Below are 16188 nucleotides of genomic sequence, written 5' to 3' on the forward strand. Positions count from 1 at the left end.
AATTACTCCTCCGATACAGATTTACGCGTGAACTGATCAACCAGGCTGTCGAGCGGTGTGGCGCGGTGAATGGTCAACTGGGCCAACTGACCTTCGCGGTCAGCAGGCAGCGGTGTCTGGGGCACAAGATCCACGCGAACCTGACGGTTGGCACCAAGGGCGGCCGCCGCAGCCAGAGAGGCGGCATCGGCATGGGTCGCGATGCGCGTCCCGTCCGGAAATTGCGCGGTAATCTCGCGGGCCTGCGCCAGCGCATAAAGCTGGTCGGAGGCGATATTGGCTTTCAGCACAACAGGAGCGTCCGCCTCCGAGAGCTGGAACACCGGCTGGCCTTCCTGCACGGTGGCCCCAAGCTGCGGCCCGACAGAGCGCGCGTTACAGTCGCAGGGCATAGCGACCGCAAGGGTCTGGCCGGTGGTCGAGCGGATCGAGAACGCGACCTCGCCCATCTGCGCGCTGGGGTCGATATAGTCGATCTGGCCCGCGCTGATGGCGTTCAGTTGCGGCCCTGCGGCAAGCGCCTGTGCGGGGGCGGGAATGGCAAGGGTGAACAGGCGCTCGCGCAGGAGCCATGCCCCGCCTCCGACCAGAAGGGCCGTGGCCAGCAGCATCAGCGTGCCATTGACCAGACGCCGCCCGAGGCCCGTCCCGCCGGTTGCGGCGGCATGGCCTTTGGCACCGGCGACCTGCATCGGTTGCAAGGCCACGCCCAGCACCCGCCCGAGCGAGATCACATCCCCCGCGATATAGCTGTTCAGCACATGGCGGAGCTGTGGCAGATGGCTGCCGGAAGGGTCGATGAAATCAACCGCGATCGTGCCCTTTCCGGGGTCGATATCGGTTACCAGCGCAGGGATCGGCAGGGTCAGGTTGAACCCCTCGAAGGGGAAGATCACGCGCAGCAGGCGTTGTTCGCCCACGATATGGGGGTCGGCCAGACCGCCGAGTTTGGCGCGCATCAGCGAGATGGACTGGCCTTGAAACTGGCGTCCGTCGATTTCGGCGGAAAAGGGCAGTTCCAGCAGCGGGTGATCGCCCGGCAGCGCCAGATCGGGGGTGAGGTCGGGGGGCGGAAAGGCGCTTTGGGCGGTTCGGGTGGTCAGGTTGGATCTATGCGGATCGGCCATCGTGGACATCGGGGAAAGGCTCCTTGAGTTGGCGCGAAAAAGGGGGCGTGATCTTCGGGTCGGGCAGATTCTGGCGGGTCACAGAGAACCGGAGGCAATCAGCGTCGCCAGAGCCAGCCAGCCAAGTGCAAGCGCATGGACATAGGTCGAGGACCATGCGCGCAGTCTCTGTCTGGGGGTGGGTTTGAGTTTGCCTTTCGCACCGCCCGGCTGGCGGGTCCATTTCTGGCGGTCGATGCGGAACAGGATGAAGCTTTTGACCGAGGCCCCGACGATCTGGCTGAAATACAGCAGGAAGGGATAGGTGATCGGGAAGCCCGGTTTGCGGACCAGCGACAGGATCCAGCAGAAGATGTAGCGGGTAAACAGGATCCACGCGATATAGGCGGGCAGCACCATCGGGCTGACGAAGACCGTGCCGAAGAGCACCGAGATCGGCCCCGCAAGCGTTGTCCATATCCCCATGCGCTGGTCGAGAAGCGCCCAGAATGTGTAAAGCCCCGTCACACGCAGCGGCAGTGCCAAGGCGCGGCCATTGGTGCGCAGCATATTGCCGAACCAGCGCGTCATCAGGGTTATCGCGCTGTCCATGAAGCCGGGTTTGGGCTGGCTTTCCATCGAGACAGAGGCGACATCGGGCAGATAGCGCATCAGATAGCCATGCGACAGCAGCCAGAACCAGGTCGATTTGTCATCGCCGGTCAGGAATTTCACGCGCCCCAGCCGCCAGTGCTCGACATGGTCCGATTGCACCTGAGCAATGAAGCTGGGCTCGATCAGAAGATCGGCGCGGAAAACCGACATCCGTCCCGTAAGGGTCAGCACGCGGCCCGCAAGCCCTTGCGAGGACATCATCATCTGACGTTGCGAGAAGCGCAGGTTATACCAGTCACGGAACAGGCCGGGTTCGGGGGTTTCGGCAATCTCGTCGGTGGTGACCGCGCCCACCCGCGGATCGGTGAAAAACGGGGCCGAGGTCTCGACGATATCTTCGGGCACGCAGGTATCGCCATCGACCACCACCACGATATCGTGGCGTGTCGGGTGCTGGCGCGCAATCAGCCGGTACGACCGCGCCAGCGCGTCGCGCTTGCCGGTGCCCGGAATACGGTCGATCAGCAGCGCGACATTGCCCATAGCGACCGGCATCGTGTCGTAGATCCGCTGGATCAGCGCCTGATCGGCCAGATCCACCACCGAAACCACCACCGAGGCGCCGCCGCGCGATGCCGCCGCCGCGCGGAAGATGGAGCGGTAGACCGGCACGGTGACCTCGGGTTCGATCTTGAAGGAGGTCACCAGAAACCATGCATGGGCCGGTGCGGGACGGGCGGCATAGGCCTGCTCGGCACGGGCGCGCAGGCGCGGAAAGGCATAGTTGAGATAGATCGCTGCGCGGGTGAAGTTCAACGCGGCCCAGCTATAGCGCCAGATCCCGATGACGCCGATCACCAGCAGCCCTTTCGAGACGGCCTGAAGGTCGGCGCTGGCCACCAGGGTCATAAGCCAGACCATGACCGCGAGATAAAGAAAATGCGCAGCGATCCGTTGCATGTTACCAGCAGATCCCTTCATAGACGCCATTCGAGCGGGCTTCGGGAGAGATCCGCGTCAGATCGATGATCGGGCGGTCCATCGCGCGGGTCAGCGGTTCGAGCGTCTCGGCATAGCTGTTGCCGACCAAAATCACATCGGTCTCCGCAAGCAGATCCTCGATCGAGGGCACCAGACGGTCGCGCAATTCGATGCCGTAATCATTGCCCCGTCCTGCGGCGGAATGGTCATTGGAATAGGCTTCGTTGACATAGGGATCATAGACCTTGATCTCGCGGCCCTTCTCAATCAGCCGTGCGGCCAATGTGGCCAGCGGGCTTTCGCGCAGATCATCGGTGCCCGGTTTGAACGAAATCCCGACCATGCCGATCCGGCTATGACCGCCCTCCTCCAGCATCTTCTCGGCGCGGGCGATCTGTTCGTCATTGGCCACCAGAACCGCGTCCAGAAGCGGGGTCTCGACGGCATGCTGATCGCCCAGTGCCCGCAGCGCACGCACGTCCTTGGGCAGGCAGGACCCGCCAAACGCAAAGCCCGGACGCATGAAATAGGGCGACATGGCGGCCTTGTTATCCGAGCACAGGATCCGCATCACAAGCTGGCCATCAATTCCCGAGGCCTTGGCGATATTGCCGATCTCGTTGGCATAGGTCACCTTGACGGCGCGCCAGCTGTTCGAGGTGTATTTGACCATCTCTGCGGTGCGCAGATCGACCGAATGGATTTTGCCGATGGTGTTCTTGTTCAGCTCGGTCAGGAAATCGCCGGTCAGCGCATCAAGCGAGCCGAAGACAATCAGACCCGGCTCTTTGTGATCCTCGATGGCGGTAGATTCGCGAAGGAATTCAGGGTAATAGCCAACCCCAAAGGCATCCCCCGCAGTCAGGCCAGAGGCGGATTCCAGCATCGGAATACAGGTGGTTTCCATCGATCCGGGCACAATGGTCGAGCGCATGATCACCGAATACCATTTGCGCTCATGGGCGATGGCCTGCCCGAGCTGGGCACAGGCGGATTTGACGTAATCGAGCCCGATAGAGCCATCCGGCGCCGAGGGGGTGCCCACGCAGATGAAACAGGCCTCGGTTCTGGCGACGGCTTCGGCGATATCGGTGGTCGCGCTCAGCTTACCCTCGGCCACGGTCTGCGCGATGAGTTCGGGCAGGCCCTTTTCGACAATCGGGGACTTGCCCGCATTGATGGCCGCCACTTTGCCCGGATCGACATCCACGGCCACCACAACATGCCCGTCCCGTGCCAGACATGCTGCCGAAACAGCCCCGACATATCCAATTCCGATCACAGCGATATTCGCCATACCCATTCCTTTCATCAAGCTTACAAGCCGTGTCTGCCCTTGGAGGAAAACCGAATGCCATGCCGGTTCCGGTCTTCGGCCAGACAGATCGGCGGGGAGGCCGACCATCAATTTCGTTAATGACAAGTTAAGATTTGCGCCGCTGCGGAAGAAAAAATAGTCCGTAAAAAAGCCTATTCTTGTCAGGAAAAGAGCCGCTGAACTGATCGGTTTCCTACAGGCGGAACCTCGGGGTCGTAGGGGATTTTCCGCTGGGAGACGCGCATTAAAAAAGCAGCCTCTCGGCTGCTCGTTTCGTCATAAAATCAGGTGGATAGTCTTAAACGAGACCGTTGCGCATCGCATAATCGACGATCTGGCTTCGGGATTTCAGCTGCAGTTTGTTGGCCGCGCGTGCCTTGTAGGTTTCAATGGTTTTCGAGGACAGGTCGAGCTCTCGGGCAATCTCCTTCATGCTTTTGCCCAAGGCGATGGATTGCACGACGAAAGCTTCGCGGTCCGTCAGCCGGTCTTTCATCCTTTCGGCCAGATCGCCCCCGTCTTTCTCAAGTAAGATCGGCTGCGGAGGGTCGGATCTGCCGCCGCGGCCCGATACGGGCGGCCCGACCTCTCGCCCCTTTGCCAGCACCTCGCGGGCAAAGGTCTCTTCCAGATGGATGAAGCCGTGGCAGACCGAGGCCACCGCCACTTTCACGGCTTCCAGATTGAGATGTTTCGAGATGATGCCGCGAAATCCGACATCGAAGAAATTCTCGATCAGATCGTCATCGGGGGCCTCGCAATAGGCAATATAGAGCGGCGGCTTGCCGATGATCGCGTTGAGCCGCCCCACGATGGTGGAGACATCCATTTCAAACTGGGACGGATCAAGAATGACAACATTGGGCAGACAGGGCAGATGCTCGCGCTTCAGCCCTTCCGGTTTTGACCAATCTCCCGGCAAAGACAAAGACCGCGCCTCCAGCCAGCTTTCCTCCGAAAGCAGCATGGAAATTCCTCTTGCAAGAAGCGGGTTACTGTCGATGGCGAGAACGACCTGAACGATATCGTCTCTGAACATATGTGGTCCTTGGCTACCACGATCTGTGGATTTGAAGCTAAAGGGGATTTACCGCGCTCGGCGGTAAATGGACGAAGCATTCGGCAATTTTTCGCCGTAATCGTATTCTGCCTTTATCTAGCTAATTCAAATTATGGAGAGTCGATCCGTGAATGCAACTTTCTTGCCGATGCGACGCGGAGATTTCATTGAAACCCCGACCAATGCTTACGTCGCGTCAATATTAGCACGATGATTTCCAATAAGAATATCTGTGCGTGATTATTTTTTAACAGAATGCGAGTTTTGCCGTGGCTAAGGTAGTGCTGCACGGGGGAATTTCAACCCAAGCGATTATTCGCCGAGTGCTGTCCACCAGACAGTCACCGGATGCTCACGGGCCGGTGGGGAAAAAGGGGCGTGTCCGCCCCTTTGCGTGGCGCCTCACCCGTGGTCATACCACTCCGAGACGACATCCATCGTAATCCCCCTGAATTCGATCGAGGCATCCGGTGTGGCAACGGTCAGGCTGCCATCGTCTTCGACAGAGAAGGAGAAGATGTCGGAGGCCACCCCGTCTTTGGACCAAAGCAGCGCCGCCTTGAAAATCTCGTCGGCTTTGTGACCGTTGAGATAGGCGCTGTCGCCTTCCTCGAAGGAAAAATCGAGGATCAGGTTGTCGCCATCGGTCAGGATGAACTTGTCCGCCCCCGTGCCGCCTTCCAAGGTGGCCGAACCGCTTCCGGCGTTCAGCTTGTCATTTCCGGCCCCGCCATAGAGGAGGTCGTCATCATTATTTCCGTACAGCGTATCATTGCCCTCACCGCCCCAAAGGACATCCACACCCTTGTTGCCGCGCAGCACATCATTGCCATCGCCGCCCAGAATGGTGTCATCGCCCGAGGCACCGTTTCCCTTGTCGGCACCGGCCCCGAGATCGATATAGGCCCCCGCATCCGAGGCCTTGACCGTGTCATTGCCCGCAAGCGAGAAACAGATACTGTCGCCTCCGCTCAGAGAGATCGAATCCTTTGAGGCCGTGCCCAGAACATCGGCATCGGCTTGCGTGACATCGGTCTTGGTGCCTGTCTCGGTGCTGGTTTCGGCGGTGACGGGGGCTGCTGGGATCTCTTCTGGCGCGGCGACCAGCGCCGTCGGGGCGGTATCGTCAGCGATGACCGCGTCCGCCGGCACCGTGTCCTGCACAACCTCCTGCTGCGGCGCGGGATCTTTGGCGCTGACATCCGCATCGCTTGGGATCTGCGTCGCGCTATACCCCCCTGCCTTCAGCAGATAGTCCAGATCATCGGACAGCGAATAGGTGCCATCGGTGGTTTGCAGCACCTCGACCTTTTCCAGCAGCGAGCGCCCGCCCGCATGGTACAGCCACAGCCCCTCCGTCTCCTGCACCAGTTTGAGATCGGCCAAGCCGCCATTGACCACAAGCGTGTCCGTGCCCGATCCGCCCTGAAGCGTATCCTCGCCCGCCGAAAGCACGATCACATCGGTCCCCGTCCCCATGTCGATATAGTCATTTCCAGCCCCGCCGGTGACGGTATCGGCGCTGCCATACATCTGCACATGCCCGCCCTTGTCCGACAGGGTGATCTCTTCGGCGCGCACGCTGCCCTCGACCGTGGTGAAAAGCACGGTATTGGCTTCGCGCTCGGTCGGCGGGCCATAGCTTGCCCCCTCTTCGTTGACAAAAAGCGTCAAACCGAGCGCCTTCTGTTCGGCCAGCGTGTCACGAATGGAATTGTCAACGCTGATGGTATTGTCCTGATCCAGCCCGCCATGAAAGTTGATATCGCGATTGGTATAGCTGACCTGTACCTCATTGCCCGAGGCCGAGGTGTAAGACGCAAACAGGACCGCGTGGCGCGTATCGACAATCGTCAGGTCGGTAAACGAGCTGTCATAGACATCGCGGATCCACAGCCCGTAGCCATTGCCGGAATCGCCTTTGTTGTGCGCGCCCGAGACCGACAGCCCGTCGATATCGGCATCGATCGATTTTGCCACGACCAGCCCGTTCGACCCCGGTTCGATCATCGACACATCCTCGAGAGCGAACCCGCGCGAGGTGTTGACGAGGATCATCATCCCGTCATCTTCCGCCGAAATCGTATTGGTGAAATCGGTCGGATCGGAGGTGCCGTAATCGCCCTTCAGTGTCAGATTCGAGATCGTGACATTATCGACGGTGTCCACAACCTGCGCGGTGGCGGCCTTGCCGAAATCGAATTGCAGGGGGGAATCGAACCCGACGGTCTTGCCGTCAACCGAGGTGACCACCACCATCTGCGTCTGCAGCGGCTTGTCCTTCTGCCACTGCGTATCGCCGATTTCTGCGAAAAGCGCCGCGGTGTTCGGGGTCTCGATCCAGAGCACATCCCCGACCTGAACCCCGTCGGTCGAGGCAAGTGTCAGGCTCTGGCTTCCTTTCACCCCCGAGGTCACACCGATATCGGGCCCGAGATCTTCTTTGAACAGATCGTCGCCAACCTGAAATGCGGGGTCGCCCTTCATGGAAGCATCAAGGGTGATCACCGTCTGACCATCCGACGCGCCACGCAAAACGACATTATCCGTCTCGATCTTGACGGTCGAGGTGAAGGTATATTCCCCCGCCTCAAGTTCGATCACCGTCCCAGGTTCTGCGCCCGAGACGATTTTCTGAATGTCTTCCGATGAGGTACCGGATTTTATGTATAAGACCATTCCTTGCGTCCTTTTAAGAGAGGAGGTTTAGAAAGTCTTCGCTCGCGGGCACCTTATCGGATTATGGGTTAATGATGCCATAATCGCGCTAGGAAAGATGGATCACAAATGATTCAAAACTGTCATGACTTTGCGTAATGATGGACGGATTTTACGCGGTTTTCTGCCTGTCTGGCGAAAACAACGGCTATGTGACAGGTCTCTTCGGGGGTGCAGCCTTCGGGCGGCCCTGCCGCGCGTGCAGGGATGGAGGCGGATCACCTATCGTCCTGAGGACAGGGTTGATCCTTTACCGGACAAGGACGATGATCTGCCCAAATGCATTTGGAGCAGAATTTATGAATCGGTTTTTTCCGCTTTTTGCCATTCTATTACCGATGACTTTCGCCTCTGCGCTTGCTGCGCAAGAAACGGACTGGGCGGCGATTATGGCCGAAACCGCTTGGGACTGGCATCCGGGGGATCTTGTTTTCCGCAATGGGCTCAATGCCTTCGACGACACGTTGCGGCAGGCACAGGGTGCGGAATGGGCTTCGGTCGGCATTATGCGGGCCTCCAGCGGCAGCCCGCGCGTAGTCTATGCCGATGAGGTGGAGGGCGTGACCGAAGTTATGGTCGAGCAGTTTCTCGATGGGTTGGACGAGGGGGATTATGCCGTCTACCGGATCGAGGCGCTCGATCCCAACCGCACGGGCAAGCAGATGGAACAGGGGCCGATTGCGAAATTCGCGCTGCGTAAGGCCTATGAAGCGCCTTTTGACCCGTGGATGCAGTTGGGCAATGGGCGATATTATAATGCCGAACTGCCCTATCGCGCGGCGCTTGCGGCGGGCGTTGACCTTGGTCCGCTTGTGCCGTTGCGGAAAGTCGCGGCCCGAAGCGATGCGGTCAAAGCCCTGCTGCTGCAGGACTGGCGCGCAAATCCGGCCTGCCATCCTGAAAGCGGCATCACCACCAAAGCTGCCTGTTGGGACGCGATTGCGGATGGGGCTGTGATCACAACGGACGGCATACGCAATTCTGCCGCCGTCACCCGCATCTTCCCCAATTAAGGGCACAGGTCACGCAGAAAGCATGTTTCCATATAGAGGAAGATGGTGGGCGATGAGGGATTTGAACCCCCGACATCATCGATGTGAACGATGCGCTCTACCACTGAGCTAATCGCCCTCCATGAGGCGGTGTTTAGCCTCCCGCGCGCGCAGGTGCAAGAGGCTATATGAAGTTTTTTAAACTTCTTCCTCATCAGCCGTTTCCGGCCCCTGCGCGGCAGAACTGCGTCGCAATTTCAAGACCATAACCTCGCCCTGCCCCTTAGTGTCGCGCCGCGCGACGCGCAGTTTCCCAAGCGGCGGCAAGATCAGCGGCACGTCCTGCGACAGAGCCTCCCCCAGCTCTTCCAGCAGCGCATCCATCGCCGCTTTCACCTGCGGTTTTTTCAACCCGCTCCGCGCCACGACCCGTTCGATCAGGTCTTTCTTGCGCAAGGCAATCTGGGCCTGCGGTGGGGTGGCGGCCTCGGTATCGACCGGCATGGCTTCAAGGCCAGCGCCCGGCTCGGGAGTATCAGACGACATGCTCTAACAACCTTTCTTGCGAGATGGTGCGCCCTCAGACTAGCGGCTCTATGGTCGAATCGGAAGGGCCCCACAAAAGAGAACGGGCGCAGGTTTCCCCACGCCCGTTCCAAATAAAGACCATGCCCCTTAATGGGTCACAGCGCCCTGCCCCGATTGGGCCGCTGCCGCCGCTTTAGCCGCTGCGGCGGCCTCTTCGGCCTCTTCATCCCATTCGACCGGTTCGGGTTTGCGCACCAGCGCCTGTTCCAAGACCTCGCGTACATGGGTCACGGGAATGATCTTCAGGCCTTCCTTCACATTCTCCGGAATATCGGCCAGATCCTTCTCGTTCTCCTCGGGGATGAACACCGTCTTGATGCCCCCGCGCAGAGCGGCCAGCAGCTTTTCTTTCAAGCCACCAATCGGCATCGCATTGCCGCGCAAGGAGACCTCGCCCGTCATCGCGATATCCTTGCGGATCGGAATCTGCGTCAACACCGACACAATCGAGGTCACCATGGCAAGGCCAGCCGAAGGCCCGTCCTTCGGGGTTGCCCCATCCGGCACGTGCACGTGGATGTCCCACTTTTCGAAACGCGGCGGCTTGATCCCGATTTCCGGCGCGATCGAGCGGACATAGCTGGAGGCCGCATCAATCGATTCCTTCATCACATCGCCCAGCTTACCGGTGGTCTTCATCCGGCCCTTACCGGGCAGTCGAAGCGCTTCGATATGCAGAAGATCACCGCCCACTTGCGTCCACGCAAGGCCGGTCACCACGCCCACCTGATCTTCCTTCTCGGCCAGACCATAGCGGAATTTCTTCACGCCCAGATAGTCGCCAAGCTTCGCGCTATCCACGTCAATATGCTTGATCTCGCCCTTGGACTTGATGATCTCGGTGACGGCCTTCCGCGCCACTTTCGCGACTTCGCGTTCAAGGTTCCGCACACCGGCCTCGCGCGTATAGTAACGCACGATATCGGTGATTGCCTCATCCTCGATCTCGAATTCGGACTTCTTCAGACCATGCGCCTTCACCTGTTTCGGCACGAGGTGACGCTTGGAGATTTCGAGCTTCTCGTCCTCGGTATAGCCCGAGAGCGAAATGATCTCCATCCGGTCCAGAAGCGGGCCCGGCATATTATAGCTATTGGCCGTGGTCAGGAACATCACATCCGACAGGTCATATTCGACCTCAAGGTAATGGTCGACAAAGGTCGAATTCTGTTCCGGATCAAGCACTTCCAGCATAGCCGACGCCGGGTCGCCACGGAAGTCCTGCCCCATCTTGTCGATCTCGTCCAAGAGGATCAGCGGGTTCGTGGTCTTGGCCTTTTTCAGCGCCTGAATGATCTTGCCCGGCATCGAGCCGATATAGGTCCGGCGGTGGCCACGAATCTCGGATTCGTCGCGCACGCCCCCCAGCGAGATGCGGATGAACTCGCGCCCCGTGGCTTTGGCGACCGACCGGCCCAGCGAGGTTTTCCCCACGCCCGGAGGGCCGACAAGGCACATGATCGGGCCTTTCAGCTTGGCCGAACGCGCCTGCACGGCGAGATATTCGACGATCCGCTCTTTGACCTTTTCCAGACCGTAGTGATCGGTATCAAGGATCTCTTCGGCGCGGCCCAGATCTTTCTTCACGCGCGATTTGGTGCCCCACGGAATCGACAGCATCCAATCGAGATAGTTGCGCACGACGGTCGCCTCTGCCGACATCGGGCTCATATTCTTGAGCTTCTTGACCTCGGCATCGGCCTTCTCGCGCGCCTCTTTCGACAGTTTAGTATTGGCGATCTTCTCTTCCAGCTCGGCGATCTCGTTCTGACCGTCCTCGCCATCGCCCAATTCCTTCTGAATGGCCTTCATCTGCTCATTCAGATAGTATTCGCGCTGCGTCTTCTCCATCTGGTTCTTGACGCGGGTCTTGATCTTTTTCTCGACCTGCAGAACCGAGACCTCGCCCTGCATCAGGCCATATACCTTTTCCAGACGCTCGGAGATGTCCAGCGTTTCCAGCAGTTCCTGCTTGCGCCCGACTTCCAGCCCCAGATGACCCGACACAAGATCGGCCAGCTCTGCCGGCTCGCGCGTATCGGAGACGGCGGTCAGCGCCTCTTCGGGGATATTCTTCTTGATCTTGGCGTAACGCTCGAATTCTTCGGCGACCGACCCCAGAAGCGCCGAGATGGTTTCCTCGTCGCCGCGCACCTCTTCCAGAAGCTCGGCGCGAACCTCGAAGAAATCCTCATTATCGACAAATTCGGTGATGCGCACGCGCGTCTTGCCCTCGACCAGCACTTTAACGGTGCCATCGGGCAATTTCAGCAGTTGCAGCACATTGGCAAGAACGCCGGTCCGGAAGATACCATCGGTATCGGGCTCATCCACGCTGGGATCTATCTGGCTGGCCAGAAGAATCTGACGATCCTCGGCCATCACCTCTTCCAGCGCACGTACCGATTTTTCGCGGCCCACGAACAGCGGCACGATCATGTGCGGGAACACAACGATATCGCGCAGCGGCAGAACCGGATGGGTTTGCGAGGAGATTTCGGTCATGGTCATTCCTTATATGGCGAAAGAGAACCGGCCCCGTTTCGGCAACCCCGTCTCTTCCCTAGTCCAGCAATAGATAGGCGGCGTCTCGTGCCTGTTCAACCACCTCTGCGTTACGCAAATGTTACGTCAAGCACGGGCGGAAAGCGATATATGGATCGCAAGAGTGCGAATATATTTTTCAGTATTTTCGTGAAATATTGTTGCGTATGTGAATTGCATTCGGTAATCTTAATTCGTGGATAGGTGAGAATAACCTAAAGGATAAGCGCCATGAATACCCAGCAACGTCCCGCGCAAGCCGCTCTTCGGCAATTCCTCCGCGTCTCTTCGATCAAGGGATGCATGGCGCATGCCGCAACGGTCACCCTGCCTTCGGGATGGTGGGTCCTACCCAGTGCGGGGTTGGGTCTGGCAAGCTATCTGCTGGTGGCGCTGGCGATCTGGTCGGCCCATTGAACGCAGCAGGTGCCGCCCCTTAACGGGGCAGCACGATCTCGGCCATCAAACCGCCAAGCGACGGGCTTTCGCGCAAATTGAGATTGCCACCGTGGGCGCGCACGATATCGGATGCGATTGACAGCCCGAGGCCCACGCCCTGCCCCAAATCCTGATTGCGCGCCGGATCTAGGCGCGTGAACGGGCGCAGGGCCTCTTCGCGGCGCTCGGGCGCGATGCCCGGCCCCGGATCCTCGACCGCGATCTTGATGGTCTTTTCTCCCAAACTCACACCAATCTCGGCCTGCCCGCCATAGCGCAGCGCATTGCCGATCAGATTGTCGAGTGCGCGCCGGATATCGTCGCCGCGCAGTTTCGCAATGACCTCTCCCGCCTCCGGACAATCACCCAGAATCACGGGGCGCCCGCTGCGTTGGGCATAGTGCACCGCCTCGCGGACAAGCTGGCCGATATCGGTGTCATCCGGCGCGGCGGCCTGTGCCTGATTGCGCGAGAATTCGAGGAAAGCGTCGATCAGACGGCCCATCTCGGCCACATCCATCTCCATATCCTCGATATCCTTGGCATCTTCGGGGTCGCGCGGCAGCATCGACAGGCCAAGACGCAACCGCGTCAGGGGGGTGCGCAGGTCATGGCTAATGGCCGACAGCATCATCGTGCGCTGTTCGATATGCCGCTCGATCCGGTTGCGCATATCCAGAAAGGCCGCCCCCGCCGAGCGCACCTCCGTCGCCCCCGAAATCTTGTAGGGCACAGACTGACCACGCCCGAAGGCTTCGGCCATCAACGCCAGATGCCGGATCGGCTTGAGCTGGTTGCGCAGGAACAAGAACGCCACGACCGTCATCAGCAGCCCGACCACCAGCATCAGCACAAGAAGCTGATGCGGGTTCGACGCAGAGGCCCTTTGACGGGAAAAGTCTATCTTCATCAGACCTTTGTCGGTTGAAACCCACAGCACCACCCGATCCCCGTCCGTCAGATCGATGGCCCGCACCGGACGGACAAGCTGGTGCAGAACGTCCATGACCACCAATCCGGTCAGGTCATAGAACTTGCGATGGTCGCCGCGTGTCTCGTCGAGAATCGCGGGCAGATCGGTGGTCATCTGCAAAGGTGTCCCGAGGCGCTCCACCTCGGCCCGCGCGGCGGACAGATCGGGGGCCTCATCCACGGCATCAATCAGCAGGTCGATTTCCAGCAGCATCGAGCCGGTCATCTGCTCGGTCACACGCTCGAAATGGCGCTGGATAAAGACAATAGATACCACAAGCTGGATCGTAACGATCGGCAGCAGGAGGATCAGCGCGCCGCGACCATAGAGCCCGCGCGGCATCATTTGTTTCAGCCACTGGAATTTCATGCCAAAACCGTAGCGAGCAGCCGTAGAAAGGGAAAGCCAAGATGCCGTGTTCCGACGAAAATAATGGCACCACGGGAGCCTATGGCATCCGCCACGTGCTGGCCCCCAATCCCTCGCCGATGACACAGAACGGCACCAACAGCTATCTGCTGGGGCAAGGCGATGTGGCGGTGATCGATCCGGGGCCGCTGGATGAGGCTCATCTTGCGGCGATTCTGGCAGCGCTGGGTCCGGATGAGCGGATCACCCATATTCTGGTGACACATGCCCATCTTGATCATAGCGCCGGTGCCAGGGCGCTTGCCGCGAAAACGGGCGCGGCCACCTATGGATTCGGGGCGCCCCAAGCGGGTCGAAGCGCTTTGATGCAGCGATTGGCCGAGGAAGGCCAGCTTGGAGGGGGCGAAGGTATCGATCATGACTTCCTGCCCGACCACAATCTGGCAGACGGGGCGCAGATCACTGTGGGCGGGGCAAGAATTACCGCCCATCACACACCGGGTCATTTCAGCAACCATCTGAGTTTCGAATTCGGCACGACGGTGTTTAGCGGTGATGTCGTCATGGGCTGGACCTCGACGGTGATCTCTCCCCCCGATGGCGATCTGGCCTCCTATTTCGCCGCGCTCGACCGGCTCGATTCACTTGCCCCGCACCAGCTTCTGGCCGGACATGGCGCGCCAATCCTTGCCCCGCGCAAACGGATCGGCCAGTTGCGCGCCCATCGCCTTGCCCGCCATGCCCAGATTGCCGAGGCCACACACGCAGCCCCCGTCTGCGCCACAACGCTCGCGCGGCAGATCTATGGCGATCTGCCTCCCCGCATCCTGCAAGCCGCAACCCGGAATTGTCTGGCCCATCTCATTGACATGATGGAAAAAGATGAGCTTTCGGTGGCAGGTCCCATCACCGATCAGGCGATTTTTCAACGAAGATGAATTTCTGCCAAAAAAACGTCATTTAGCCTCTTGCATGCCCGAAAACCCGTCGCTATACAGCGCCACATGTTCCGGCGTAGCTCAGCGGTAGAGCAGTTGACTGTTAATCAATTGGTCGTAGGTTCGATCCCTACCGCCGGAGCCAACATCCCGTCATCTGGGTCAAGATGAAATACCGTGTTCCGGCGTAGCTCAGCGGTAGAGCAGTTGACTGTTAATCAATTGGTCGTAGGTTCGATCCCTACCGCCGGAGCCATTCTTCCAAGAATGAATTATAAAACAGAGTGTTAGAAAATTTTCTTCACTCTCTTTTTCATTAATTCGACCTCTGTGCCCACGCATGCGTCCCTTTTGTCCGCTATTGGCAATAGCAATGCGTGGTGTCTCACTATCGTAAAACTGGACTCTCATAATCTGGATGGCGCCCGAAACTCGTGCGAAGAAAAGAGGATCCGAGGTCCGCGAGAAGCTGATGGCAATCCGCTGCAATACGCCGACCGTCGACATGAACTCTTGGCCTACGACACTGATCACGCCCGCAGCTTCACAGGCCGTGATGACTTCGAGAGTGTCAACAGTGTCATAGACTTCGCAGAATATCATAACGACAGGATCAGTCGTGGTGGAACGCGTCCACATAGGCACCAAGGCGAAGCTGCCGAATGCCTACCCTGCACACTCACGTCAGGTCAGTAGGTTTCGTAAGCAGCACCGTCATCATACCCGTTACTGCCGACAATCGCATCAGCAGTTGCGATAACGTCCGTCAGGCACTTCGACATGAGATAGGAGACGATGTGCTTTCGACGAGAGCGGACACCCCGCTGCCATCCGTCGTACACCCGCTCGTGAAACTGTCACCGACAGACATCACCTTGCACCGACAGGCCACCAGTAGCGTACGGTCTTTGCGAGGGTGAATTTCACGGGGGGGCTTCTTAAGGGGGATTGGGGCAATTCGGGGAAGCGCACAAACCGCCGTCGAGGAACTCGGAAGCCGGACGGGCTCAAAGCGGATGTTCGCCCTCGGCGGTCAGAGCGCAAAGGATGGCGGGACCTGCACTAGCAGAAGGCGGGGGATCGGCCCTGTTATGGTTAGAAAAAGAAATCCAATATGTTTTGATCAGTATATTGGGTCTATTTATCCCCTTAGCACAAATATGTGTAATTGTCTTATGATATCTCCGCATATCGCCTGCGCGCAAATGCGGATTGTGCGTTAGGCAGATCAATTTATAAAACGGCCTAGCTTACGAAAGTAGGCTGAAAGCGTAACGAGTTTCCTTTTAATCCGGATACTGTTCGAAAATCCGGTTGCTTGGCTTCGGGATCGGCTCCTCTCGTTCCAGAAGTGGATGCCCTTTCGATGACGCGGCCAAGCACAGTAGCGTGTTTTACGAGTGCAGGTTCTCAGGGTTCGTACCGTTGGGCCAGTCGGCCTGCGGTATCGACCTTTTCCTGATCCTTCCGATATGCGTCCCTCAGATATGCGGTGTCGAGCGCGGTTCGAGCGTGGCCCATGCCAGGCAGGGACCACGCGCCAATCGC

At 59.0% G+C, this 16188-nt stretch carries 11 protein-coding genes and 3 tRNA genes; 5 read left to right on the plus strand and 9 right to left on the minus strand.

Annotated elements, in window-relative coordinates:
* Positions 1–2 precede the first annotated feature (2 nt).
* The 5 genes from AC2ISB_RS05925 to AC2ISB_RS05945 all read right to left on the minus strand — a co-directional run bounded on the left by AC2ISB_RS05925 (position 3) and on the right by AC2ISB_RS05945 (position 7759).
* The gene (locus AC2ISB_RS05925) at positions 3–1136 is read right to left on the minus strand and encodes a hypothetical protein (RefSeq protein WP_339107334.1); all 1134 of its coding nucleotides are present in this window, start codon (positions 1134–1136) and stop codon (positions 3–5) included.
* Between the two features lie 69 nt (positions 1137–1205).
* The gene (locus AC2ISB_RS05930) at positions 1206–2681 is read right to left on the minus strand and encodes a glycosyltransferase (RefSeq protein ID WP_486576604.1); all 1476 of its coding nucleotides are present in this window, start codon (positions 2679–2681) and stop codon (positions 1206–1208) included.
* Position 2682: 1 nt separating this feature from the next.
* Positions 2683–3999: a nucleotide sugar dehydrogenase gene (locus tag AC2ISB_RS05935; RefSeq protein ID WP_486576606.1), complete on the minus strand. Its 1317-nt coding sequence runs from the start codon at positions 3997–3999 to the stop codon at positions 2683–2685.
* 319 nt (positions 4000–4318) lie between these two features.
* Complete coding sequence (locus AC2ISB_RS05940) at positions 4319–5059, minus strand: response regulator transcription factor (RefSeq protein ID WP_339107337.1); 741 nt, start codon at positions 5057–5059, stop codon at positions 4319–4321.
* Between the two features lie 423 nt (positions 5060–5482).
* Positions 5483–7759: a calcium-binding protein gene (locus AC2ISB_RS05945; protein ID WP_486576609.1), complete on the minus strand. Its 2277-nt coding sequence runs from the start codon at positions 7757–7759 to the stop codon at positions 5483–5485.
* Positions 7760–8097: 338 nt separating this feature from the next.
* Between AC2ISB_RS05945 and AC2ISB_RS05950 the strand changes: the two genes are divergently transcribed.
* A complete protein-coding gene (locus AC2ISB_RS05950; RefSeq protein ID WP_486576610.1) occupies positions 8098–8811 on the plus strand; it encodes a YiiX/YebB-like N1pC/P60 family cysteine hydrolase in 714 nt (237 codons plus the stop codon).
* A gap of 43 nt (positions 8812–8854) precedes the next feature.
* Here AC2ISB_RS05950 and AC2ISB_RS05955 read toward each other — a convergent pair.
* From AC2ISB_RS05955 to lon, 3 genes are all read right to left on the minus strand, one after another.
* A tRNA-Val gene (locus AC2ISB_RS05955) sits at positions 8855–8929 on the minus strand.
* Between the two features lie 59 nt (positions 8930–8988).
* Entirely contained in the window at positions 8989–9336 is a 348-nt protein-coding gene (locus AC2ISB_RS05960; RefSeq protein WP_339107340.1) for an HU family DNA-binding protein, read from the minus strand.
* 129 nt (positions 9337–9465) lie between these two features.
* Positions 9466–11883, minus strand: coding sequence for an endopeptidase La (lon, locus tag AC2ISB_RS05965; RefSeq protein WP_406720791.1), 2418 nt, complete (start codon positions 11881–11883; stop codon positions 9466–9468).
* 270 nt (positions 11884–12153) lie between these two features.
* Between lon and AC2ISB_RS05970 the strand changes: the two genes are divergently transcribed.
* Positions 12154–12339: a hypothetical protein gene (locus AC2ISB_RS05970; protein ID WP_339107342.1), complete on the plus strand. Its 186-nt coding sequence runs from the start codon at positions 12154–12156 to the stop codon at positions 12337–12339.
* A 19-nt stretch (positions 12340–12358) separates the two neighbouring features.
* On the opposite strand, the gene AC2ISB_RS05975 is transcribed toward AC2ISB_RS05970, so the two are convergent.
* A complete protein-coding gene (locus AC2ISB_RS05975) occupies positions 12359–13702 on the minus strand; it encodes an ATP-binding protein (RefSeq protein ID WP_486576613.1) in 1344 nt (447 codons plus the stop codon).
* Positions 13703–13743: 41 nt separating this feature from the next.
* Between AC2ISB_RS05975 and AC2ISB_RS05980 the strand changes: the two genes are divergently transcribed.
* The 3 genes from AC2ISB_RS05980 (at position 13744) to AC2ISB_RS05990 (ending at position 14896) form a co-directional block, all read left to right on the plus strand.
* Positions 13744–14640 (plus strand): MBL fold metallo-hydrolase, encoded by an 897-nt coding sequence (locus tag AC2ISB_RS05980; protein WP_486576615.1) that lies wholly within the window; start codon positions 13744–13746, stop codon positions 14638–14640.
* A gap of 70 nt (positions 14641–14710) precedes the next feature.
* Positions 14711–14785 (plus strand) — tRNA-Asn (locus AC2ISB_RS05985).
* 36 nt (positions 14786–14821) lie between these two features.
* Positions 14822–14896, plus strand: a tRNA-Asn gene (locus AC2ISB_RS05990).
* Positions 14897–16188: the final 1292 nt, after the last annotated feature.

This window comes from Thioclava sp. NS-SX20 (assembly GCF_057380695.1).

Bases quoted from the DNA above. Each gene is read 5' to 3' on its own strand.
- AC2ISB_RS05980 (WP_486576615.1), top strand. From the start codon at position 13,744: ATGCCGTGTTCCGACGAAAATAATGGCACCACGGGAGCCTATGGCATC.
- AC2ISB_RS05970 (WP_339107342.1), top strand. From the start codon at position 12,154: ATGAATACCCAGCAACGTCCCGCGCAAGCCGCTCTTCGGCAATTCCTC.
- AC2ISB_RS05975 (WP_486576613.1), bottom strand. From the start codon at position 13,702: ATGAAATTCCAGTGGCTGAAACAAATGATGCCGCGCGGGCTCTATGGT.
- lon (WP_406720791.1), bottom strand. From the start codon at position 11,883: ATGACCGAAATCTCCTCGCAAACCCATCCGGTTCTGCCGCTGCGCGAT.
- AC2ISB_RS05960 (WP_339107340.1), bottom strand. From the start codon at position 9,336: ATGTCGTCTGATACTCCCGAGCCGGGCGCTGGCCTTGAAGCCATGCCG.
- AC2ISB_RS05940 (WP_339107337.1), bottom strand. From the start codon at position 5,059: ATGTTCAGAGACGATATCGTTCAGGTCGTTCTCGCCATCGACAGTAAC.
- AC2ISB_RS05935 (WP_486576606.1), bottom strand. From the start codon at position 3,999: ATGGCGAATATCGCTGTGATCGGAATTGGATATGTCGGGGCTGTTTCG.
- AC2ISB_RS05930 (WP_486576604.1), bottom strand. From the start codon at position 2,681: ATGCAACGGATCGCTGCGCATTTTCTTTATCTCGCGGTCATGGTCTGG.
- AC2ISB_RS05950 (WP_486576610.1), top strand. From the start codon at position 8,098: ATGAATCGGTTTTTTCCGCTTTTTGCCATTCTATTACCGATGACTTTC.
- AC2ISB_RS05945 (WP_486576609.1), bottom strand. From the start codon at position 7,759: ATGGTCTTATACATAAAATCCGGTACCTCATCGGAAGACATTCAGAAA.
- AC2ISB_RS05925 (WP_339107334.1), bottom strand. From the start codon at position 1,136: ATGTCCACGATGGCCGATCCGCATAGATCCAACCTGACCACCCGAACC.